General features: G+C 53.2%; 15 protein-coding genes. 9 read left to right on the top strand and 6 right to left on the bottom strand.

Translation table 11 applies throughout. The annotated features are described in order from the left end of the window. Positions 1-56: 56 nt before the first annotated feature. From SBG_RS16725 to bcsE, 5 genes are all read right to left on the bottom strand, one after another. Positions 57-1,355 carry an aromatic amino acid transport family protein gene (locus tag SBG_RS16725; protein ID WP_001154824.1) on the bottom strand — a complete coding sequence of 433 codons (1,299 nt, stop codon included), beginning with the start codon at positions 1,353-1,355 and terminating at the stop codon, positions 57-59. Between the two features lie 116 nt (positions 1,356-1,471). Then, positions 1,472-1,552 (bottom strand): hypothetical protein, encoded by an 81-nt coding sequence (locus SBG_RS23495; protein ID WP_231845630.1) that lies wholly within the window; start codon positions 1,550-1,552, stop codon positions 1,472-1,474. Positions 1,553-1,807: 255 nt separating this feature from the next. After that, positions 1,808-3,487 carry a cellulose biosynthesis protein BcsG gene (gene bcsG, locus SBG_RS16715; RefSeq protein ID WP_000192032.1) on the bottom strand — a complete coding sequence of 560 codons (1,680 nt, stop codon included), beginning with the start codon at positions 3,485-3,487 and terminating at the stop codon, positions 1,808-1,810. Further along, complete coding sequence (gene bcsF, locus SBG_RS16710; protein WP_000628706.1) at positions 3,484-3,675, bottom strand: cellulose biosynthesis protein BcsF; 192 nt, start codon at positions 3,673-3,675, stop codon at positions 3,484-3,486. Before bcsF ends, bcsG begins: the two co-directional genes overlap by 4 nt. Next, entirely contained in the window at positions 3,672-5,243 is a 1,572-nt protein-coding gene (gene bcsE, locus SBG_RS16705; RefSeq protein ID WP_001205755.1) for a cellulose biosynthesis c-di-GMP-binding protein BcsE, read from the bottom strand. The genes bcsF and bcsE overlap by 4 nt, the downstream gene beginning before the upstream one ends. A 244-nt stretch (positions 5,244-5,487) precedes the next feature. Between bcsE and bcsR the strand changes: the two genes are divergently transcribed. From bcsR to SBG_RS16660, 9 genes are all read left to right on the top strand, one after another. Next, entirely contained in the window at positions 5,488-5,676 is a 189-nt protein-coding gene (gene bcsR, locus SBG_RS16700; RefSeq protein ID WP_000282142.1) for a cellulose biosynthesis protein BcsR, read from the top strand. Between the two features lie 11 nt (positions 5,677-5,687). Then, positions 5,688-6,440, top strand: coding sequence for a cellulose biosynthesis protein BcsQ (bcsQ, locus tag SBG_RS16695; protein WP_000986111.1), 753 nt, complete (start codon positions 5,688-5,690; stop codon positions 6,438-6,440). Continuing rightward, complete coding sequence (bcsA, locus tag SBG_RS16690) at positions 6,437-9,061, top strand: UDP-forming cellulose synthase catalytic subunit (protein ID WP_000115101.1); 2,625 nt, start codon at positions 6,437-6,439, stop codon at positions 9,059-9,061. The genes bcsQ and bcsA overlap by 4 nt, the downstream gene beginning before the upstream one ends. A 10-nt stretch (positions 9,062-9,071) precedes the next feature. Further along, positions 9,072-11,402: a cellulose biosynthesis cyclic di-GMP-binding regulatory protein BcsB gene (bcsB, locus tag SBG_RS16685; protein ID WP_001080434.1), complete on the top strand. Its 2,331-nt coding sequence runs from the start codon at positions 9,072-9,074 to the stop codon at positions 11,400-11,402. Positions 11,403-11,405: 3 nt separating this feature from the next. Further along, on the top strand, positions 11,406-12,515 hold the full coding sequence (bcsZ, locus tag SBG_RS16680; RefSeq protein WP_000988795.1) for a cellulose synthase complex periplasmic endoglucanase BcsZ: 1,110 nt from the start codon (positions 11,406-11,408) through the stop codon (positions 12,513-12,515). Then, positions 12,497-16,039, top strand: a complete 3,543-nt coding sequence (gene bcsC / locus SBG_RS16675; protein WP_001225177.1) for a cellulose synthase complex outer membrane protein BcsC — start codon at positions 12,497-12,499, stop codon at positions 16,037-16,039. The genes bcsZ and bcsC overlap by 19 nt, the downstream gene beginning before the upstream one ends. A 173-nt stretch (positions 16,040-16,212) precedes the next feature. Beyond that, positions 16,213-18,219, top strand: coding sequence for a biofilm formation regulator HmsP (gene hmsP, locus SBG_RS16670; protein WP_001266345.1), 2,007 nt, complete (start codon positions 16,213-16,215; stop codon positions 18,217-18,219). 157 nt (positions 18,220-18,376) lie between these two features. Then, the gene (dctA, locus tag SBG_RS16665; protein WP_000858224.1) at positions 18,377-19,663 is read left to right on the top strand and encodes a C4-dicarboxylate transporter DctC; all 1,287 of its coding nucleotides are present in this window, start codon (positions 18,377-18,379) and stop codon (positions 19,661-19,663) included. A gap of 219 nt (positions 19,664-19,882) precedes the next feature. After that, positions 19,883-21,370, top strand: a complete 1,488-nt coding sequence (locus SBG_RS16660) for a M16 family metallopeptidase (protein ID WP_001163192.1) — start codon at positions 19,883-19,885, stop codon at positions 21,368-21,370. 138 nt (positions 21,371-21,508) lie between these two features. Here the strand turns inward: SBG_RS16660 and kdgK are convergent, their stop codons facing one another. After that, complete coding sequence (gene kdgK / locus SBG_RS16655; protein WP_000037570.1) at positions 21,509-22,438, bottom strand: 2-dehydro-3-deoxygluconokinase; 930 nt, start codon at positions 22,436-22,438, stop codon at positions 21,509-21,511. Positions 22,439-22,607: the final 169 nt, after the last annotated feature.

The following is a 22,607-nucleotide window of genomic DNA, read 5'->3' as shown; positions in this document are numbered from 1 at the left end:
GTCCGGTAAGCGTAGCGCCATCGGGTATTACGCAGGGCAATGATCTGCGGCACGGCTTATTCAATCAATTTTAATAGTGGCGACAGGCACAACAATATCCCATATAACAAAATCAACCAGGTTTTCAGACCACGTAATTTTTCCAGTTTCGTTACTTTATAAATCAGGAAAAAGGGAATGATACACGCGACAATACCATAAAGCGGACTGCCCAACTGGAAAAAGACCAATACTGAGACGCGGAACGAGACCCAAATGACGAGGGTAACAACAATAAAGATACAGATTCCTGACGTCAGTAATAGTGGGTTGACGTTTTTGATATCCATAACGCGACCCAATAAATTCAGAACAATACCTTTAAGCGCTTCGTGAAAACCTAAATAAATACCAAAAAAAGCGGTGAGAACGGCAAAAATATTTAACACTGTTGAGGTGATATGTATAATTTCGCCAGGAATCACCTGAGCGGCCAGCGCCAGCGCTGAAATGTTCTGTTCAAAGGCGGATACCGCTTCTTCATGGCTGATGGAAAAGGTGAACGAGAAGGAGAAAAACAGAATCACCGCAATCAGGGTGATATAACTAATCCGGTGGGTACGAATTGCCATGCGGGTTGCTAACACACGGTCTGCCTCGCGCTTACGATAAGCGATGTTCATTGGGTTTAATACCTGAATAAATACCGCGGAAAAGAAGCAGAATGGGATAGTAAGAAATACGTCGCGAAAGAAAACCGATGCGGCGGGAAAGGCGGAAATATTGCCAAAATTCCAGTGTGGGATCATCGCAAAACCAAACACCAGAATGATCCCGACTTTCACCACCACCATTGGGCCGGAAATTTTAAATAGCAGCTTTTCCCCTCCGGAGGCAATTGCGACCAGGACGGCGAAAATCGCGACTTTATAGACAATAGACTGTGACAGATCGGCCTCAGTCAGACCGAAAGTCTTTATATAGGAGGCGCTATCAAACACCACTGACAGGGAATAAATAAATACCCCATGGATAATCATCAGAAAATAGATTACGCCGAGAAAAATCCCCCAGTTTTTGCCAAGATAATGACTGATAATATCCGTATAATCATCACAGGTTTCGCTTTCTGATAACGTTTTTAGATAAATATCCTGAACGATATAAGTTGCCGGATAAGCGATAATAAAAGCGGTAATAAATACCCAAATACCTTTCAGGCCAATTTGTACCGGCATTAATACGGTGCCAGCGCCGATCGCCATACCGATACACAAAAGTACCCAACCAAAGTCATATTTTGTAAACGGTAATTTCGTTGGGAACGGTGTGGTTGTTGCCTTACTGTTATTTAATGGTAATGTTTCTTCCTGCATAGAGCCCCCTGCCCAAAATATGCACAACTTCTCATCAAGAAGGCGGCATATCACCAGGCTATAGTGCCTTGATACCCGGTGCGGGAAACTGATGACAGCAGTTCACCACGACATCATCAGAATGCTGCTTTTCTGATGGCGCGCTCAAGGTCATGAATAATATCGTCGGGATCTTCAAGTCCCGCTGAAAGACGGATGAGGTCGTCGGTAATACCTGCTTATCGCCATTCCTCTGGCACATTCAATGAGAGTTACGGTATCACCGGGACCGATCGCGAGGAGGCATAATTTACAGAATTGCCCGGCTGACTGCCAGCCTCAGGAAGGCGGAATCTTATTATTACAAATAAAAATATTCGTTTGCGAAGCACTGCGCGTTAAGCGTCTGCCCGCCGTAATAGCAACCTGCGTCCGAAACAGGCCGCAGGGGAAACCTGCGGCCTTTTCTCGGTTTACTGCGGGTAGGGCACCCAGTCGCCGCCATTCAGACGAACGTAGGGCTTACCCTGATACTGAATCACCACCGCATTAGCGTTTTCTGAAACCGGCGCGGTTTGCGGCAGATTGCTGGTCAGCTTGTTCCAGTTCACACTGTCTTCGGTAAAGAGCTTACCGTCCACGGCGCGTACGACCAGTTCGGAAATCGCCAGGTAGCTGCTCGGCTGGTTAATATCAATCGGCGCGCCCTCATGCGGGGCTTTCATGCCAAAAAATTTCACGCCCGCCGGGACATTGGTGATGGAGGGACTGGGAATATCGCGCAGGCCTGAGATCTGCATTCTGTCGCCCTTCAGCGCGCCGCCGTGCTCCGGTACGACGACCACCATCACCTTACGCCCGGATTTCTCCAGTTCGGTAAAGAAGGCGTCCAGTTCATCAAACAATTTTTGTGCGCGGATTTTATAATCTGCCGTTTTGCTGACGCCGGGGAAGTGGTTGCCGTCGTGTAATGGCAGCAGGTTAAAGAAGGTGGCGGAACGGGGATTAGTTTCACGTTCTTCCCCTGCCAACCAGCGATTCAGGACCGCCAGATCGTCATAGACCGGCGAGCCGTCGAATGACAGCAGAGCGGTGGGCAGGCCAGACTGATTCATCAGTTCGCTCTGCATACCACCGTTTTCACGAACTTCTTTCAGGAAGCCGCCAAATTCACCGTTATGATCCATCATCAGATGTTGCGTAAAGCCCAGTTTCGCCAGATTATCAAACAGATAACATTCGTTATCGGCTGGCTGGTAAAGCCGGGTATGCGACGGCTGGCCACAGCTGGCACGCAGCAGACGAATGGCCGCCGGGCCGCTGTATGACGTACCGGAATTAAAGTGCTTAAACAAAATGTCAAAATGCGACCATAGCGGATGCGACATTAAGCCTGCCGCTTCGACATCTGACCAGGAGAGTGAGCAAATATTGATCACCAATAGGTCAAACGGCTGTGCGTCAGGCGGAAGCTGTGCCGGGAAGGTCGTTTTCCGCTTTTCTTCTGCAGTATAGAACGTGTTCAGCCAGGCGTTCAGATTCGCGGTCGTCGGCGGCGCGGTTTGCGCAGGCATATCGCCGATGACGGGTTTATCGCCCGCGGTCGCGACGGTAGCAGCCGCATTACCGCCGGTCGTCGTTACCGTATTGGTTGGCTGACCGGCAGGCCACAGCGTAAAAACCGGGCCTGTTAACGTCAGAACGTTCAGCCACACCATGATGGCGACCACAAACACCGTGACCCGAATCCACTGTGATAAAAATAGCCAGGCGACCAGCAGTACGAAGACAGCGCCGATCATTTGCCAGTTAATAAAACGGGTAATCAGATCAAGCATATAGCCGGAGCTGAATTCCGCCACCTGCGTACCCTGACTCATAATACTTTGCGGACCGGGCAGCCAGGTATCATGCCAGAACAGCGCGAAGCCAATCGGAATGGCTACCCAGTGGCGCAGTCGATGGAGGCGATAATTCGGTATTGGCATCAGCAGGAATGCCATAAACACCAGATTCAACAAAGGATGAAAATTCAGGTAGCCCGCCCACAGCAGGCCAAACTTCACCAGAAAATAGAAGTTCCAGCCGGAAAGACCGCGCCAGTATTGCCAGAGCGGAGAAGGCATAGAGGGAGTTTGAGTATGCTGAGTCATTTTTTGTCGGCCTTGACTTTCGTTGCGCGGCGCAGAGTTCCGGCGGGTTTTACATAGCGAGGTTTGGCAAATAACAGCCGGGTCGTGTCACTGATACGGCGTAAAGAATGACGCGCCAGGTAACCCAGTGGAAAGAAAATCAACGCGCAAAAAAGAATAATTTGCACGATATCGCTGATAGTTATCATGATATACGCTCCGCAGTGTCATCCAGCAATCGTAGCGGTTCTGGAATACGACGCCAGATGCGGCCATCGTGTTCGGCATTAATGACCGGGTCGGCGCGTTTCGCCAGCGGTAGCGGCGTTCCCCACAGTTCCGGTGATAATAAACGCATCTGCACCAGCTCCGCGCTGATTTGTTTATCTTCAAACCAGACCATGCGATTAGAGAAAATATCGCCCGTGGGTAAAGGGAAAATATGGTTTAACGCGGTATCCAGATCGTTTACCCGGCAGAAGGATAAAAACAGCACCAGGCGGTTGCCGCCAATGGTCATAATATCGCCGGTTCGGTTTGGACGACACAACGTCAGCGCCTGCTCGATTCGAATACCCGGCACCGGACGTAGCGCGACCAGAACGCCTTTACCATCGGCGGGCAGTAGTGTGTTGCCCATCATTGTATGCACGGCATCACAGAAGGTATCCCATGGCTGAAAACCGCGCAGCTTTAAGGGCTGCGTCATTGACAGCAATGTGGTGATATCTTCCGGAACGTAACGGTTGAACTGCTGTCCCTGCACGCTTTCAATCAGCGTCAGGCAACGTGAAAGCGGGGCGTTCCAGGGAATAACCATATTGGCGCCGCACCCCAGTAGCAGGCGTTCATCGGTGGCGCGCAAACTGGCGATATTTTCGCGCACGACAATTTTTAGCGCGCTTCCCCGCTGGCGCCGCAAAGTATGAATACGGCGGGCAAGCGGTTCTATCTGGTTATTTTGCGTCAGAGAAAAAATAATCGTTGCGGCCTGTGCCGTGCGCGCGTCGTTGAAGAGCGCTTCGTTATTGTCGAAAAGCGCCCAGTGTTCCGAAAGCGGCGGTGCGCCTTCAAGGACAGCAACGTGGCTGAGAATACGTTTTTCGTCGCTACGCGGCTGAATGGCCGTCTCCTCCTGATGGGATAACGTCCAGCGCTCGTTCTGTTGACACAGCAAGAGCTGTTGCCGGGCGCTGACGCCTTTTTCACTACACCAGAAGGCAATATCGAACAAATGTTGGTCGCCCTGAAAACGTAAACTGGCGAGGCCGGACAGCGAGCGATACTGACCCATCAACAGCGAGGACTGCTTATCACTATTATTACAAGGGTTAATAACCAACACCGTGCAATGATGAAAGCGCGTCCATTTATTCATTTTTTCTAGCCATTTATGTAGGCTTTCTGACGTTATATTCCGCCATGTGTTATTTGCGCAAATAAGAATGAAAAAGTAATAAGTGGGGTTAACAGAACAAAGCAAATCGTGAGGCAAAAAGTATAGCCCTTTTTCTGAATCCGGCATGGTAAATAAGCGGATTTTCTCCGGTCCGTGAGATTCATCTAATTTGATGGCGTTGCCAGGAACGCCCTCCATGCTGATGACGGCGACGTTTGCCTTTTCTGTTTGCGACGCAATCGTTTGATTCACCAGGCTGATAGCATCTTGCTGGCGATCGGTGTTAATCCACCAGACACCGCCGGCTGGCATATGGCGCAGTTCATCCCATAATGATGAGATGCCGAGAGAAAATACGGGGTCCACAGTGTCCCTCATGTCACTATTTTAACTGTTTATCAGTTTACTAGCGAAAGCACAGAAATAAACCTAACATTGAAATTAAAACGCATCAGATTTAGCATGTGAATCAATTTGGCCGGCAGGATGCCCTGTAACTCTGCGCTTTGCATTTTTACACATTATAAATGATGCCACGGAAAGACGAAAAATGAGCGTTCTCCCGTATTGACGACGGGGCGCAATGCTGCCAGTTAGAAATATTTAAAAGGGAGCAACCAGAATGTATAACGATGAACCTGGCGCTCAGTCCGATCCAACGTTGGGCTACACTTTTCAAAATGATTTTCTGGCGTTAAGCCAGGCGTTTTCACTACCCGAAATAGATTATACCGATATTTCCCAACGCGAACAGTTGGCGGCGGCGATTAAAAGATGGCCGCTCCTGGCTGAATTTGCGCAACAACATTAAGGAAGCCATAAATGGCGATTCTGGGATTGCAGGGCGTGCGCGGTGGGGTGGGAACCACATCTATCACCTCAGCACTTGCCTGGGCGTTACAAATCTTAGGGGAAAATGTGCTGGTGATTGACGCCAGCCCCGATAACCTGCTGCGCATGTCGTTTAACGTCGACTTCGTCCATCAGGGGGGATGGGCGCGTTCGTTGCTGGATGGTCAGGACTGGCGCGATGCCGGGTTACGTTATACCTCACAGCTCGATCTGCTGCCGTTTGGACAACTCACTGTGGAAGAGCAGGAAAATCCGCAGACCTGGCAGGAGAGGTTGAACGGGATCGGCTCTGGTATCCAGGCGCTGAAAGCGAGCGGACGTTACACCTGGATTTTACTGGATTTGCCCTATGGCGCGTCGACGCTGACGCGGCGGTTAGTCACATTGTGCGACCATATGCTGGTCATCGCTAACGTTGACGCCAATTGCCATATCCGCCTGCATCAACAGGCGCTGCCTGCTGGCGCGCATATCCTGATTAACGACTTACGCATCGGCAGCCAGTTACAGGACGATCTCTATCAGGTGTGGCTGCAAAGCCAGCGCCGTTTGTTGCCGATGGCGATCCATCGTGATGAAGCGATGGCGGAGTGCATGGCGTCGAAACAACCGTTAGGCGAGTATCGCAGCGATTCATTGGCCGCCGAAGAAGTGTTAACGCTGGCGAACTGGTGTTTACTGCATGATGCGGGCGACAAAACGTTCGCCGGGAGCGCTCTATGAGCGTCCTCTCCCGGTGGTTGCTTATCCCGCCGGTCAGTGCGCGTTTGAGCGAGCGTTATCAAGGGTATCGCCGTCACGGCGCGTCGCCATTTAGCGCTGCGCTCGGCTGCCTGTGGGTGATTCTGGCGTGGATAATGATCCCGCTTGAGCACCCGCGCTGGCAGCGTATTCGCGTCGCGCATAAAGCCCTTTATCCGCATATTAATGCCGCCCGACCGCGCCCGCTTGACCCTGCCCGCTACCTTATTCAGACCCTTTGGCTGGTGATGATAACGTCGGGAAAAGAACAGCATAAACCGCGATGGCGGTCATTTGCGCGCTTGCAGGGCGTTCGTGGACGTTATCATCAATGGATGGATACCTTACCGGAGCGGGTGCGTCAAAAGACAACGCACCTGGAAAACGAAAAAGAGCTGGGACATGTTAGTCAAGGCGCCCGACGTATTATTCTGGGCGTGATCGTGACTTTTTCGCTGGTACTGGCGTTGATCTGTATTACGCAGCCGTTTAACCCGCTGTCACAATTTATCTTTTTGCTATTGCTGTGGGGTGTCGCGCTGCTGGTACGACGTATGCCGGGACGGTTTTCCGCGCTGATGCTCATCGTGTTGTCGCTGACGGTCTCCTGCCGTTATATCTGGTGGCGCTATACCTCGACGCTCAACTGGGATGACCCGGTTAGTCTGGTGTGCGGGTTGATTTTGCTGTTTGCGGAAACTTACGCCTGGATTGTGCTGGTACTGGGATACTTCCAGGTGGTGTGGCCGTTGAATCGTCAACCTGTGCCGTTGCCGAAGGAGATGTCGCAGTGGCCGACGGTGGATATTTTTGTTCCGACTTATAATGAAGATCTTAATGTTGTCAAAAATACCATTTATGCCTCGCTTGGCATTGACTGGCCAAAGGACAAACTGAATATCTGGCTTCTTGATGACGGCGGACGCGAATCATTTCGTCATTTTGCCCGGCACGTTGGCGTGCATTACATTGCCCGCACCACGCATGAACACGCCAAAGCCGGCAACATCAACAATGCGCTAAAACATGCGAAAGGCGAATTTGTGGCAATCTTCGACTGCGACCATGTCCCCACACGTTCGTTTCTACAAATGACGATGGGCTGGTTCCTGAAAGAGAAACAGCTGGCAATGATGCAGACGCCGCACCACTTCTTCTCTCCGGACCCGTTTGAGCGCAACCTGGGACGTTTTCGTAAAACGCCTAACGAAGGCACTCTGTTTTACGGACTGGTGCAGGACGGTAACGATATGTGGGACGCCACTTTCTTTTGCGGATCGTGTGCGGTTATCCGCCGCAAGCCGCTGGATGAGATTGGCGGTATCGCTGTCGAAACGGTAACAGAAGATGCGCATACTTCGCTACGGCTCCACCGACGCGGTTATACCTCTGCCTATATGCGTATTCCGCAGGCGGCGGGGCTGGCGACGGAAAGCCTGTCGGCGCATATCGGGCAGCGTATCCGTTGGGCGCGAGGCATGGTGCAAATTTTCCGCCTCGATAACCCGCTGTTCGGTAAAGGCTTAAAACTGGCGCAGCGGCTGTGCTATCTCAATGCGATGTTTCATTTCTTGTCAGGCATACCACGGCTAATCTTTTTGACCGCGCCGCTGGCCTTTCTGCTGCTCCATGCCTATATCATTTATGCGCCAGCGCTAATGATTGCGCTATTCGTCTTACCGCACATGATCCACGCCAGCCTGACTAACTCGAAGATTCAGGGCAAATATCGCCACTCTTTCTGGAGCGAAATTTATGAAACGGTGCTGGCATGGTATATCGCGCCGCCGACTCTGGTCGCCTTGATCAATCCGCACAAAGGGAAATTTAACGTCACGGCGAAAGGCGGGCTGGTGGAAGAGAAGTACGTCGACTGGGTGATTTCGCGTCCATATATCTTTCTTGTCTTGCTTAACCTACTCGGCGTGGTGGTAGGTATATGGCGGTACTATTACGGTCCGGAGAATGAAATGCTGACCGTCATTGTTAGCCTGGTATGGGTCTTTTACAACCTGGTGATTCTCGGCGGCGCGGTTGCGGTTTCGGTAGAAAGTAAACAGGTCAGGCGTGCGCACCGGGTAGAGATTGCCATGCCGGGGGCCATCGCCCGCGAAGATGGTCATCTGTTCTCCTGTACCGTACATGACTTTTCCGACGGCGGGCTGGGAATCAAGATCAACGGCCAGGCGCAGGTGCTGGAAGGGCAGAAAGTGAACCTGTTGCTTAAGCGCGGACAGCAGGAATACGTCTTTCCGACGCAGGTGGTGCGCGTAACGGGCAATGAGGTTGGGCTGCAACTGATGCCGCTCACCACCAAACAACATATTGATTTTGTGCAGTGTACCTTCGCCCGCGCCGATACGTGGGCGCTTTGGCAAGATAGCTTCCCGGAAGATAAACCGCTGGAAAGCTTGCTGGATATTCTGAAGCTGGGTTTTCGTGGCTATCGTCACCTCGCGGAGTTCGCACCGCCTTCAGTAAAAGTAATTTTCCGGTCGTTGACGGCGTTAATTGCCTGGATTGTATCGTTTATTCCGCGTCGCCCGGAGCGGCAAGCGGCGATACTACCGTCGGATCGGGTTATGGCTCAGGCTCAACAATGATGATAATGCGATGAACAGAAAATTGTCCTGGATTTGTGCAGCGGTAATAGGATTAAGCGCGTTTCCTGCTTTCATGACGGTGGCGGCGCCAGCTACGCCGCCATTGATAAATGCTGAACCCACTGAGCCTGCGCAGCCGCCAGTAACTCCGCTGCCAGGACAGGCGAACTCTGGCGTCGATACGCCAATCGTCGCGCAAGCTATGCCTTCCCGCGAGGTAAAACTGACTTTTGCGCAAATTGCGCCGCCGCCGGGCAGTATGGTGTTGCGCGGCGTTAACCCTAACGGTGGCTTTGAATTTGGTATGCGCAGCGATGAAGTGGCGGCAAAAGCGATGTTGAATCTGGAATATACGCCATCGCCGTCACTCCTGCCGGTTCAGTCGCAGCTTAAGGTCTATCTCAATGATGAACTGATGGGCGTACTGCCAGTCACGAAAGAGCAATTGGGGAAAAAGACTCTGGCGCAAGTGCCTATCAATCCGCTGTTTATCACCGACTTTAACCGGGTGCGTCTGGAGTTTGTCGGCCATTATCGTGATGTGTGCGAAAACCCGGCCAGCAGCACCCTGTGGCTGGACATCGGGCGAAATAGTACCCTGGATCTGACTTATAACACGCTGGCGGTAAACAACGATCTGTCACACTTCCCGGTACCGTTCTTCGATCCGCGAGATAACCGTCCGGTGACGTTGCCAGTGGTATTTGCCGGCACGCCGGATCTGGCGCAGCAGCAGGCGGCCTCTATCGTCGCGTCCTGGTTTGGGTCACGGGCGGGCTGGCGCGGCCAGCGCTTCCCGGTGTTGTATAACCACTTGCCGGATCGCAATGCGATCGTCTTCGCCACCAACGATCAACGCCCTGATTTCCTGCGCAATCATCCTGCGGTCAACGCGCCGGTTATCGAGATGATAAACCATCCGGATAACCCGTATGTGAAGTTGTTGGTGGTATTAGGCCGCGATGATAAAGATCTGGTGCAGGCGGCAAAAGGCATTGCGCAAGGGAATATTCTCTTTCGCGGTTCCAGAGTCGTGGTTAACGATGTAAAACCATTGCTGGCGCGCAAACCGTACGATGCGCCGAACTGGGTTCGTACCGATCGCCCTGTCACCTTTGGCGAACTGAAAACCTACGAAGAACAGCTTCAGTCGAGCGGGCTGGAGCCCGCGCCAATCAACGTGTCGTTGAATCTGCCGCCGGATCTCTATTTATTGCGCAGCAACGGTATTGATATGGATCTCAACTATCGTTATACCTCGCCGCCAACCAAAGACAGCTCGCGGCTGGATATCAGTCTGAACAACCAGTTCCTGCAAGCTTTTAGCCTTAGCAGTACGCAGGAAACCAATCGGCTCTTGCTGCGCTTACCGGTCCTTCAGGGGTTGTTGGATGGTAAAACGGATGTCTCGATTCCGGCGCTAAAACTGGGGGCGATGAACCAATTGCGGTTTGACTTCCAGTACATGAACCCGATGCCGGGCGGTTCGGTGGACAACTGTATTACCTTCCAGCCGGTACCGAATCATGTGGTGATAGGGGATGACTCCACGATCGATTTTTCAAAATACTATCACTTTATTGCAATGCCGGATTTACGCGCGTTCGCCAATGCCGGCTTCCCGTTCAGCCGGATGGCCGATCTGTCTGACACACTGGCGGTGATGCCGAAAAACCCGACCGAAGCGCAAATAGAAACATTGCTAAATACGGCTGGCGCTATCGGCGGGCAGACCGGTTTTCCGGCGATTAATCTGACAATGACCGATGATGGCGCTCAGATTGCGGATAAAGACGCTGATCTGCTGATGATTGGCGTTATTCCGGACACGTTAAAAGACGATAAGCGTATTGATCTGCTGGTGCAGGCGACCCAAAGCTGGGTGAAAACCCCGACGCGCCAGACGGCTTTCCCGCCAGTTATCCCTGATAACACCGATCGCGCGGCAGATGCGCAAGCTACGGTCACCGCCAGTGGGCCGATGGCGGCGGTGGTAGGTTTTCAGTCACCGTTTAATGACCAGCGCAGCGTAATTGCTCTGCTGGCTGACAGTCCGCGCGGCTACCAGTTATTGAACGATGCCATGAACGACAGCGGTAAACGCGCTGCGATGTTTGGTTCCGTTTCGGTGATCCGCGAATCCGGCGTTCACAGCCTGCGGGTAGGTGAGGTTTATTACGTTGGGCATCTGCCGTGGTTTGAGCGGCTATGGTATGCGCTGGCGAATCATCCGGTGTTGTTAGCGGTGCTGGCGGCCATCAGCGTGGTATTACTGGCCTGGGTATTGTGGCGCCTGCTACGTATTCTCAGCCGCCGTCGTCTCGACCCTGACCATGAGTGATACATGATGACTATGCTGCGCGGATGGATAACGATTGTCGTCATGCTGACGGCAATGAATGCACAGGCGGCCTGTACATGGCCTGCCTGGGAACAGTTCAAAAAAGATTACATGAGTCAACAGGGACGTGTTATCGATCCGGGCGACGCGCGAAAAATCACCACGTCCGAAGGGCAAAGCTACGCGATGTTCTTTGCCCTGGCGGCAAACGATCGACCGGCGTTTGCGCAACTGTTTAACTGGACGCAAAACAATCTGGCGCAGGGAGCGCTGCATGAACATCTGCCCGCCTGGCTGTGGGGACAAAAAGATCCCGACACCTGGGAGGTACTGGACAGCAACTCTGCGTCCGACGGCGATATCTGGATGGCATGGTCGTTGTTGGAAGCCGGTCGTCTGTGGAAAGAGACACGTTACACCGAGGCAGGTACGGCGCTGTTAAAACGCATCGCCCGTGAAGAGGTTGTGAATGTACCGGGGTTGGGTTCGATGCTGCTGCCTGGCAAAATCGGCTTTGCCGAGGCGAATAGCTGGCGCTTTAACCCAAGTTATCTGCCGCCACAGTTAGCGCAATACTTCAGTCGTTTTGGCGCGCCGTGGTCGACGCTACGGGAAACCAATTTGCGGCTTTTGCTGGAAACTGCACCGAAAGGTTTCTCGCCGGACTGGGTGCGTTATGAAAAAAAGCAAGGCTGGCAGTTGAAACCGGAAAAAACGCTTATCAGTAGCTACGATGCGATTCGCGTCTATTTATGGGCGGGAATGATGCATGACGGTGATCCGCAAAAAGCGCGTTTACTGGCGCGATTTAAACCGATGGCAACGTTAACGATGAAAAACGGCGTTCCGCCGGAGAAAGTGGATGTCGCCAACGGTAACGCACAAGGGACGGGGCCGGTCGGGTTTTCCGCTGCTTTACTGCCCTTCCTGCAAAACCGTGATGCCCAGGCCGTACAACGGCAACGGGTCGCAGACCATTTTCCTGGCAACGACGCCTATTACAACTATGTACTGACTCTCTTTGGACAAGGCTGGGATCAGCACCGTTTTCGCTTCACCGTCAAAGGTGAATTATTACCTGACTGGGGCCAGGAATGCGTAAGTTCACGTTAAGTCTCATACACTCTTTTTTGCCGGATAGCGGTCGAAAGGCTTTACCCGGCAGAAGGGGGGCTCATCGGGCGTTATTAGGATTATCGCTGGGTATTGCGCTAACTCCGCTTGCCGATGCGGCGACCTCCGCGCAGCAACAACTGCTGGAGCAGGTTCGGTTGGGAGAGGCCACGCACCGTGAGGACCTGGTCCGTCAGTCACTTTATCGGCTGGAGCTGATCGACCCGAATGATCCGCAGGTGATTGCCGCTCGTTTTCGTTATCTGCTGCGACAGGGAGATAGCGACGGGGCGCAGAAGCTGCTTGATCGGCTGGCGCAGCTGGCGCCGGATTCAACGGCGTATCAATCTTCCCGCACCGCAATGCTGCTCTCCACGCCGCAAGGACGCCAGGCTTTGCAGGAGGCGCGTTTACTGGCGACAACCGGGCATACTGAACAAGCGATCGCCAGTTACGATAAGCTATTTAAAGGCCATCCGCCGGAAGGCGAGCCGGCGGTCGAATACTGGACGACCGTGGCGAAATTGCCCGCTCGCCGTGATGAAGCGATTAATCAGCTACAGAAGCTCAATGCTGTTAGCCCGGGTAATAACACCCTACAAAATGCGCTGGCGCAACTGTTGTTCGCCAGCGGACGACGTGATGAGGGATTCGCGGTGCTAAAACAGATGGCGAAATCCAGTTCGGGACGCGGCGCGGCCTCCGCTATCTGGTATCAGCAGATAAAAGATCTCCCGGTTAGCGACGCCAGCGTAAACGCGTTACAAGACTATCTGACGCAGTTTAGCGAAGGCGATAGCGTGTCTGCCGCCCGCGACCAGCTTAGCGAACAGCAAAAACAGTTGGCCGATCCGGCGTTTCGCGCCAGATCGCAGGGCATCGCAGCGGTGAATGCCGGAGAAGGCGGCAAAGCCATTGCGCAATTACAGCAGGCGGTAAACGCCAGGCAGGACGACAGCGAAGCGGTCGGCGCGCTGGGGCAGGCATATTCACAGCGTGGCGATCGCGCCCGCGCCGTGGCACAGTTTGAAAAAGCGTTGGCCATGGCGCCGCACAGTAGCAGCCGCGATAAGTGGGAGAGCCTACTGAAGGTCAATCGCTACTGGCTGTTAATTCAGCAGGGCGACGCTGCCTTAAAGGCCAATAATCTGGCTCAGGCGGAGCGCTTCTATCAGCAGGCGCGCGCGGTGGACAACACCGACAGCTATGCGGTGCTGGGGCTGGGGGATGTCGCGATGGCGCGTAAAGATAGCGCCGCCGCAGAACGTTATTACCAGCAGACGCTGCGTATGGATAGCGGCAATACCAATGCTGTGCGCGGGCTGGCGAACCTCTATCGCCAGCAGTCACCGGAAAAAGCCGCTACGTTTATAGCGTCTCTTTCTGCCAGCCAGCGGCGCAGTATTGATGATATCGAACGTAGTCTGGAAAATGACCGTCTGGCGCAGCAGGCTGAAACGCTGGAAAGCGAGGGGAAATGGACCCAGGCTGCAGAACTGCACCGTCGTCGTCTGGCATTAGATCCGGGCAGCGTGTGGGTGACGTACCGGCTATCACGCGATTTGTGGCAGGCCGGACAGCACGCCCTGGCTGACACGTACATGCGCGCTTTGGCGCAGCAGAAGCCACACGACCCGGAACAGGTCTATGCTTATGGACTTTATCTTTCCGGCAGCGATCGGGAACGGGCGGCGCTGGCGCATCTTAATGCTCTGCCGCACAGCCAGTGGAATAGCAATATTCAGGAACTGGCGGACCGACTGCAAAATAATCAAGTATTGGACAGTGCCAACCGTCTGCGCGATAGCGGTAAAGAACGCGAAGCGGAAGCCTTGTTACGTCAGCAGCCGCCTTCTACGCGCATTACATTAACGCTGGCAGACTGGGCGCAGCAGCGCGGCGATTATGCGGCGGCTCGCGCCGCCTATGACGCCGTTCTGGCGCGCGAGCCGGGTAATGTTGATGCCGTATTGGGGCGGGTAGAAATTGATATCGCGCAGGGCGATAACGCCGCGGCGCGCACTCAACTGGCGGCTTTGCCTGCGGCGCACATCACTTCCATTAATATGCAACGCCGTGTCGCGCTGGCGCAGTTGCAGCTTGGCGATATCGCGGCGGCGGCGCGGATGTTTAACCGCATTGTTCCGCAAGCAAAAGCACAGCCGCCATCAATGGAAAGCGCGATGGTATTGCGTGACGCCGCCGGTTTTCAGGCGCAAACGGGCGAGCCGCAGCAGGCGCTGGAAACCTACAAAGAGGCGATGGTCGCCGCGGCGATTACGCCGGTTCGTCCACAGGATAACGATACCTTTACCCGTCTGACGCGTAACGATGAAAAAGACGACTGGCTGAAACGCGGTGTACGTAGCGATGCGGCAGATTTGTACCGTCAGCAGGATCTGAATGTTACTCTGGAACATGATTATTGGGGATCGAGCGGTACTGGTGGTTACTCCGATCTGAAAGCGCATACCACCATGTTTCAGGTGGATGCGCCCTGGCTGGACGGCCGGGCGTTCTTTCGTACCGATGTTGTCAATATGGATGTTGGCCGCTTCTCAACGGATGCTGACGGGAAATACGATAACAACTGGGGCACCTGTACGCTGGAAAAATGTAGCGGACACCGCAGCCAGGCTGATACGGGCGCGAGCGTGGCGGTCGGTTGGCAGAATGAGACCTGGCGCTGGGATATTGGCACGACGCCGATGGGCTTTAATGTCGTTGATGTGGTTGGCGGCATCAGCTATAGCGACGATATTGGGCCGTTGGGTTATACCCTGAACGCGCATCGTCGTCCGATCTCCAGCTCGCTGCTGGCATTTGGCGGCCAAAAGGATGCCACCAGTAATACCGGCACCAAATGGGGCGGTGTTCGGGCCAACGGCGGTGGCGTCAGTCTCAGCTATGATAAAGGCGAAGCAAACGGTGTCTGGGCCTCGCTTAGTGGCGACCAGTTGAGCGGTAAAAATGTGGAAGATAACTGGCGTGTACGCTGGATGACGGGTTATTACTATAAGATTATTAATGAGAATAACCGCCGTGTTACCGTTGGACTGAATAACATGATTTGGCACTACGACAAGGACTTGAGCGGTTATTCGCTGGGTCAGGGCGGTTATTATAGCCCACAGGAATATCTGTCGTTTGCGGTGCCGGTGATGTGGCGGCAGCGTACGGAAAACTGGTCGTGGGAGTTAGGTGGCTCGGTATCCTGGTCGCACTCCCGTAACAGGACCATGCCGCGTTATCCACTGATGAATTTAATTCCGGCGGATTATCAGGAGGAGGCGCGTGACCAGACCAATGGCGGCGGCAGCAGCCAGGGGTTTGGTTATACCGCGCGGGCGCTGGTTGAACGCCGGGTGACTTCCAACTGGTTTATTGGTACAGCGGTAGATATTCAGCAGGCGAAAGACTATACCCCAAGCCATCTGCTGCTGTATGTGCGTTATTCCGCGGCAGGCTGGCAGGGTGATATGGATTTACCGCCGCAGCCATTAGTGCCTTACGCCGACTGGTAATTATGGAGTTCCGCCTGTGTATTGACAGGCGCCGTAGGCCTGATAAGCGCAGCGCCATCAGGCGCTATAATTAACTATTATTCAGAAAAGTCCTTTTCAGATACAGCCTCTCTTAATGCCGCTGCAATCGGGTATACTCAGGCGGCAGTCCGGGATATCCAGGGAGAGTCAATTTGCGCGTCAGCCGCTCGTTAACAATTAAACAGATGGCAATGGTTGCGGCCGTTGTCATGGTGTTTGTTTTTGTCTTTTGCACCGTTCTGCTGTTCCATTTGGTACAGCAGAACCGCTACAACACGGCTACGCAACTGGAAAGCATCGCGCGATCTGTCCGGGAACCCCTTTCTTCCGCTATTTTAAAAGCGGATCTTCCTGGCGCGGAGACCATTCTGGAAAGCATAAAACCGGCGGGGGTGGTGAGTCGCGCCGATGTGGTGTTACCGAATCAGTTCCAGGCGCTACGTAAGCGCTTTATTCCTGAACGTCCCGTGCCGGTTATGGTGACGCGGCTCTTCGAATTGCCGGTACAAATTTCTCTGCCGGTCTATTCGCTGGAGCGACCGGCTAACCCGCAGCCTCTGGCCTACCTTGTATTGCAGGCGGATTCGTACCGCATGTACAAGTTCGTTATGAACGCGCTGTCTACGTTAGTGACCATTTACTTACTTTTATCGCTGATGCTGACGGTGGCGATCGCCTGGTGTGTAAATCGCCTGATCGTGCATCCGTTGCGCAAAATCGCTCGGGAGCTGAACGACATACCGCAGCAGGAACTTATCGGGCATCAGCTGGCGTTGCCGCGCCTGCACCAGGATGATGAGATCGGGATGCTGGTGCGCAGCTATAACCTCAACCAGCAACTGATGCAGCGTCAAAGCGAAGAGCAAACAGATAACGCGATGCGTTTTCCGGTTTCCGATCTGCCTAATAAAGCCTTTTTAATGGGGCTACTTGAGCAGGTGGTCACCCGCCAACAGACAACGGCGCTGATCGTTGTCACCTGTGAAACTTTGCGTGATACGGCGGGTGTGCTGAAAGAGACGCAGCGGGAGATTCTCTTGCTTACGCTGGTGGAAAAACTGAAATCGGTGCTGTCGCCGCGCATGGTGCTTACCCAGATCAGCGGTTATGACTTTGCTATTATCGCCCACGGCGTTAAAGAGCCGTGGCACGCCATCACATTAGGTCAGCAAATACTCACTATCATTAATGAACGGCTTCCCATCCAAAGTATTCAGTTGCGCCCAAGCTGCAGTATTGGCATCGCGATGTATTATGGCGATCTGACGGCTGAGCTGCTTTATGGCCGCGCGGTTTCCGCTGCATTTACCGCGCGCCGAAAAGGTAAAAATCAGATCCAGTTCTTTGATCCGGCGCAGATGGAGGCTGCTCAACAGCGTCTTACCGAAGAGAGCGATATTCTTACCGCGCTGGATAATCATCAATTCGCAGTGTGGCTACAGCCACAGGTTGAGATGAGTAGCGGCAAAGTGTTAAGCGCCGAAGCCTTATTACGTATGCAGCAGCCGGACGGTAGCTGGGAATTGCCGGAAGGGCTAATTGAGCGCATTGAGTCCTGTGGTCTGATGGTCACGGTAGGCCATTGGGTGCTGGAAGAGTCCTGCCGTCAGCTTGCCGCCTGGCAGGAGCGCGGCGTAACGCTGCCGCTCTCCGTCAATCTTTCCGCGTTACAACTGATGCACCCTGGCATGGTGTCAGAGCTGCTGGAATTGTTAAACCGTTATCGTATTCAGCCAGGTACGCTGATTCTTGAAGTCACTGAAAGTCGCCGTATCGACGATCCGCACGCTGCTGTCGCCATACTGCGTCCGTTACGAAACGCAGGTGTGCGTATCGCACTGGATGATTTTGGCATGGGCTACGCGGGACTGCGCCAGCTACAGCACATGAAGTCGTTACCGATCGATATCCTTAAAATTGATAAAATGTTTGTCGATGCGTTACCAGAAGATAACAGTATGGTGACGGCAATTATTCTGATGGCCCGCAGCCTGAATTTGCAATTGGTTGCGGAAGGCGTGGAGAACGATGCACAACGTGAGTGGCTGGAGCAAGCTGGCGTCAACGTGGCGCAAGGCTTCCTGTTTGCTCGCCCCGTCCCGGCGGATATCTTTGAAGAACGGTATTTGCCGCACGTAAATCCTGATTACAAAAGTTAAAAAAGGTCGCGCTTGTGCGAGCCAGTTCAAACTTTTTAACATTTTTGTTTCAATTATGATCTTGGTGCATTTCTGTCATGTTGTGTGGGTGTTATTTTAAGGCCGCAGGTTACTCATAACCTTACAAGACCTGTGGTTTTTACTTCAAGGACACCCTATGAAAACCTCTCTATTCAAAAGTCTCTATTTTCAGGTCCTGACAGCAATCGCCATTGGTATTCTCCTTGGCCATTACTATCCTGAACTGGGCGCACAAATGAAACCGCTTGGCGACGCGTTCGTTAAGCTCATTAAAATGATCATCGCTCCTGTCATCTTCTGTACTGTTGTGACGGGCATTGCAGGCATGGAAAGCATGAAAGCGGTGGGCCGTACCGGCGCGGTTGCGCTGCTTTACTTTGAGATTGTCAGTACGATTGCACTGATTATCGGTCTTATCATCGTCAACCTCGTACAACCCGGCGCCGGGATGAACGTTGATCCGGCCACGCTGGATGCCCAGGCCGTGGCCGTTTATGCTGCACAGGCCAAGGAGCAGGGCATCATCGCCTTTTTGATGGATGTCATTCCGGGCAGTGTGATTGGCGCGTTCGCCAGCGGTAACATCCTGCAGGTCTTACTGTTTGCTGTGCTATTTGGTTTTGCGCTGCATCGTTTGGGCAGTAAAGGCCAGTTGATTTTCAATGTCATCGAGAGTTTTTCGCAGGTCATTTTCGGTATTATCAATATGATCATGCGTCTGGCCCCGATTGGCGCGTTTGGCGCGATGGCCTTTACTATCGGTAAATATGGCGTCGGTTCACTGGTGCAACTGGGGCAGCTCATCATCTGCTTCTATATCACCTGTATTCTCTTCGTCGTGGTCGTGTTGGGGACGATTGCACGGATAACGGGCTTTAGCATTTTTAAATTTATTCGCTATATCCGGGAAGAATTACTGATTGTACTCGGCACCTCCTCTTCCGAATCAGCACTGCCACGTATGCTCGATAAGATGGAAAAACTGGGGTGCCGTAAGTCGGTGGTGGGACTGGTGATCCCGACCGGGTATTCGTTCAACCTTGATGGAACCTCTATCTACCTGACAATGGCGGCAGTATTTATCGCCCAGGCGACGAACAGCCATATGGATATCTTCCACCAGATAACCTTGCTGGTCGTCCTGCTGCTCTCCTCGAAAGGTGCTGCGGGCGTGACAGGCAGCGGCTTTATCGTGCTGGCGGCTACGATTTCCGCCGTAGGTCATTTGCCGGTGGCGGGGCTGGCGTTAATCCTCGGTATCGACCGCTTTATGTCTGAAGCGCGTGCGCTGACTAACCTGGTGGGTAATGGTGTAGCGACGGTAGTTGTCGCCAAATGGGTGAAAGAGTTGGATCACCAAAAGCTGGATGATGTGCTTAATAATCGTGCGCCGGATGGCAAAACGCACGAAATTTCCTCCTAATCTCGCCACTTATGCCCGTAGTCCCTTCCAGGACTGCGGGTGTTTGCGCATAATTGACCCCTGCGCCCAAAGCATACAGCATGATGCTTAGGGATTATTTCACTTCTTCCGTGACATTTTTAGGTTCTTGCGGTCTAACACGAAGTGTTTTTACGTCATATTCAGGCATCCCTGCCGGGGCTGTCTTTTTATTACCAGGATTGTTGATCAGGGGTTTACATGCAGGGCACAAAAATTCGACTCTTAGCAGGCAGTCTGTTGATGTTGGCCACTGCCGGCTATGTGCAGGCAGATGCGCTCCAGCCCGATCCGGCATGGCAACAGGGGACGCTGGCCAATGGTCTACAGTGGCAAGTATTGGCCACGCCGCAGCGACCCAGCGATCGTATTGAAATTCGTCTGCAAGTTAATACCGGTTCGCTCACCGAAAGTACGCAACAGAGCGGTTTCAGCCATGCGATTCCCCGTATCGCGCTGACGCAAAGCGGCGGTCTGGACGCTGCGCAGGCACGTTCTTTATGGCAGCAGGGAATGGACCCTAAACGTCCCATGCCGCCTGTTATCGTTTCTTATGATTCCACACTCTATAACCTCAGCCTACCCAATAACCGCAATGATTTGTTAAAAGAAGCGCTGACCTATCTGGCGAATGTTTCTGGTAAATTAACCATTACGCCAGAGACGGTGAATCATGCGTTAAGCAGCGAAGATATGGTCGCGACGTGGCCAGCAGATACTAAAGAGGGCTGGTGGCGTTACCGCCTGAAAGGGTCGGCATTATTAGGGCACGATCCCGCGGAACCGTTAAAGCAGCCAGTAGACGCGGCCAAAATTCACGCTTTCTATGAAAAATGGTACACCCCGGACGCGATGACGCTGATTGTTGTCGGCAACATTGATGCGCGTTCCGTTGCCGAGCAGATTAATAAAACGTTTGGTGCGCTAAAAGGTAAACGTGAAATACCCGCCCCGGTGCCAACGCTGTCGCCGCTGCGGGCGGAATCGGTAAGTATTATGACCGATGCAGTACGCCAGGACCGTCTCTCCATTATGTGGGATACGCCGTGGCAGCCGATTCGCGAATCGGCTGCGCTGTTACGCTACTGGCAGGCGGATCTGGCGCGCGAAGCGCTCTTCTGGCATATCCAGCAGGCATTAACCAAAAATAACGCGAAAGATATTGGCCTGGGGTTTGACTGCCGGGTGCTGTTTCTACGCGCGCAGTGTGCCATCAATATTGAATCGCCTAATGATAAGCTCAATACTAATTTGAGCCTGGTGGCGAATGAGCTGGCAAAGGTACGCGACAAGGGGCTGCCGGAAGAGGAGTTTACTGCGCTGATAGCGCAGAAGAATCTCGAACTACAAAAGCTGTTTGCGACCTATGCCCGTACCGATACCGACATTTTGATTGGGCAGCGTATGCGTTCGCTACAGAATCAGGTGGTGGATATCGCGCCAGAACAATATCAAAAGCTGCGCCAGAGCTTTCTCAATAACCTGACCGTCGATATGCTCAATCAGAATCTGCGCCAGCAGCTATCGCAGGATATGGCGTTAATTTTGCTACAGCCGCAGGGCGAGCCGGAGTTCAATATGAAGGCGCTAAAGGCGACGTGGGATGACATCATGGCTCCGGCGCCTGCCACCGCTGTTGAAACGGATGAGGCACATCCGGAAGTGACGGATATTCCGGCGGCACAGTAACCTGCCGCCCGTAGGTCCGGTAAGTGCAGTGTCACCGGGCATTTTGCCCGGTGGCGGCGTGACGGCCTTATCTGGCCTACAGGCAGCGCGTCAACACAGGCCCGGTAAGCGCAGCGCCACCGGGTAAAAGTGAATCCCTTACTGCGGCATGGCGTCGCGCGGGATAATTGCCCCACGATGCTGGATCACCGTACTGGCCGTCAGGTGCCCCCGTTTCGCGGCATCCGTCGCGTGGCCGCCTGTCAAACGGACAGACAGATAACCGGCGCTGAAGGAATCGCCTGCGGCGGTGGTATCTATGACTTTTTCTTTCGGGAGTTTTATCGCCGGAACGTCAACGATCGATTCACTCTGAATCGAGACCAGGCAAGACTCCGCGCCACGTTTTACGACCACTTCGTGTACACCTGCCGCGTGGGTGCGGGCAATGACCTCCTCCACCGGTTTCTTACCCCATAGCGCGTCTTCATCGTCCAGTGTCAGGAAGGCGATATCGGTGCATTCCAGCATCTTTTGATAGACCTGCTGCGTCTCTTCCCGGCTTGCCCATAAACGCGGGCGATAATTATTGTCAAAAATCACTTTCCCGCCATTGGCGCGGCATTCTCGTAGTAAAGAAAGTAATTTATCACGGCTGTCCGGGCTTAAAATCGCAAGGCTAATGCCGCTCAGATAGAGATAATCGAAAGTCGCCAGCGTCTCGCAGATCGCCGCTGACTGCTCGCTTTCCAGCCAGAATTTCGCCGCTGCTTCGTTACGCCAGTAGTAGAAGGTCCGTTCACCGGTATCGTCAGTTTCGATGTAGTAGAGCCCAGGCAGACGATTTTCCATTCGTTGCGTCAGTGAGGTATCCACGTTTTCATGCTGCCAGGCGTTCAGCATGTGTTGGCTAAAACTGTCGGTCCCCAGCGCCGTCACATAGTGAACGGTCAGGTCTGCGGAATCGACCTGGCGGGCGATATAAACGGCGGTATTCAACGTATCGCCACCGAAGCCGCGCTGAACATCTGCGCCTTTCTGTGACAGTTCAATCATGCATTCGCCAATCACGGCAATCTTTTTAGACATAGTCGTGAACCTGATCTGTAAAAATTAGCGTTAGTGTGCGCTGTGGAGGTTTTGTGGTCAATCATATTAAAACATCGTTCCATTATTTTTTGAGCCAGAACGTATTTTTGACAGGTTTTGGTGACCTCTTTTTATTTTGCCGGAGTGCGAGGGTAAAGTTCTCTGCCTG

Source organism: Salmonella bongori NCTC 12419, from assembly GCF_000252995.1.
Classification (GTDB): Bacteria; Pseudomonadota; Gammaproteobacteria; order Enterobacterales; family Enterobacteriaceae; genus Salmonella; species Salmonella bongori.
Note: the sequence above shows the minus strand (reverse complement) of the source record. Positions and strands in the feature narration are given on the sequence as shown.

Excerpts from the sequence above, each read along its gene's own strand:
- SBG_RS16725 (WP_001154824.1), bottom strand. The coding sequence starts at position 1,355 with ATGCAGGAAGAAACATTACCATTAAATAACAGTAAGGCAACAACCACA.
- bcsG (WP_000192032.1), bottom strand. The coding sequence starts at position 3,487 with ATGACTCAGCATACTCAAACTCCCTCTATGCCTTCTCCGCTCTGGCAA.
- bcsF (WP_000628706.1), bottom strand. The coding sequence starts at position 3,675 with ATGATAACTATCAGCGATATCGTGCAAATTATTCTTTTTTGCGCGTTG.
- bcsE (WP_001205755.1), bottom strand. The coding sequence starts at position 5,243 with ATGAGGGACACTGTGGACCCCGTATTTTCTCTCGGCATCTCATCATTA.
- bcsR (WP_000282142.1), top strand. The coding sequence starts at position 5,488 with ATGTATAACGATGAACCTGGCGCTCAGTCCGATCCAACGTTGGGCTAC.
- bcsQ (WP_000986111.1), top strand. The coding sequence starts at position 5,688 with ATGGCGATTCTGGGATTGCAGGGCGTGCGCGGTGGGGTGGGAACCACA.
- bcsA (WP_000115101.1), top strand. The coding sequence starts at position 6,437 with ATGAGCGTCCTCTCCCGGTGGTTGCTTATCCCGCCGGTCAGTGCGCGT.
- bcsB (WP_001080434.1), top strand. The coding sequence starts at position 9,072 with ATGAACAGAAAATTGTCCTGGATTTGTGCAGCGGTAATAGGATTAAGC.
- bcsZ (WP_000988795.1), top strand. The coding sequence starts at position 11,406 with ATGATGACTATGCTGCGCGGATGGATAACGATTGTCGTCATGCTGACG.
- bcsC (WP_001225177.1), top strand. The coding sequence starts at position 12,497 with ATGCGTAAGTTCACGTTAAGTCTCATACACTCTTTTTTGCCGGATAGC.
- dctA (WP_000858224.1), top strand. The coding sequence starts at position 18,377 with ATGAAAACCTCTCTATTCAAAAGTCTCTATTTTCAGGTCCTGACAGCA.
- SBG_RS16660 (WP_001163192.1), top strand. The coding sequence starts at position 19,883 with ATGCAGGGCACAAAAATTCGACTCTTAGCAGGCAGTCTGTTGATGTTG.
- kdgK (WP_000037570.1), bottom strand. The coding sequence starts at position 22,438 with ATGTCTAAAAAGATTGCCGTGATTGGCGAATGCATGATTGAACTGTCA.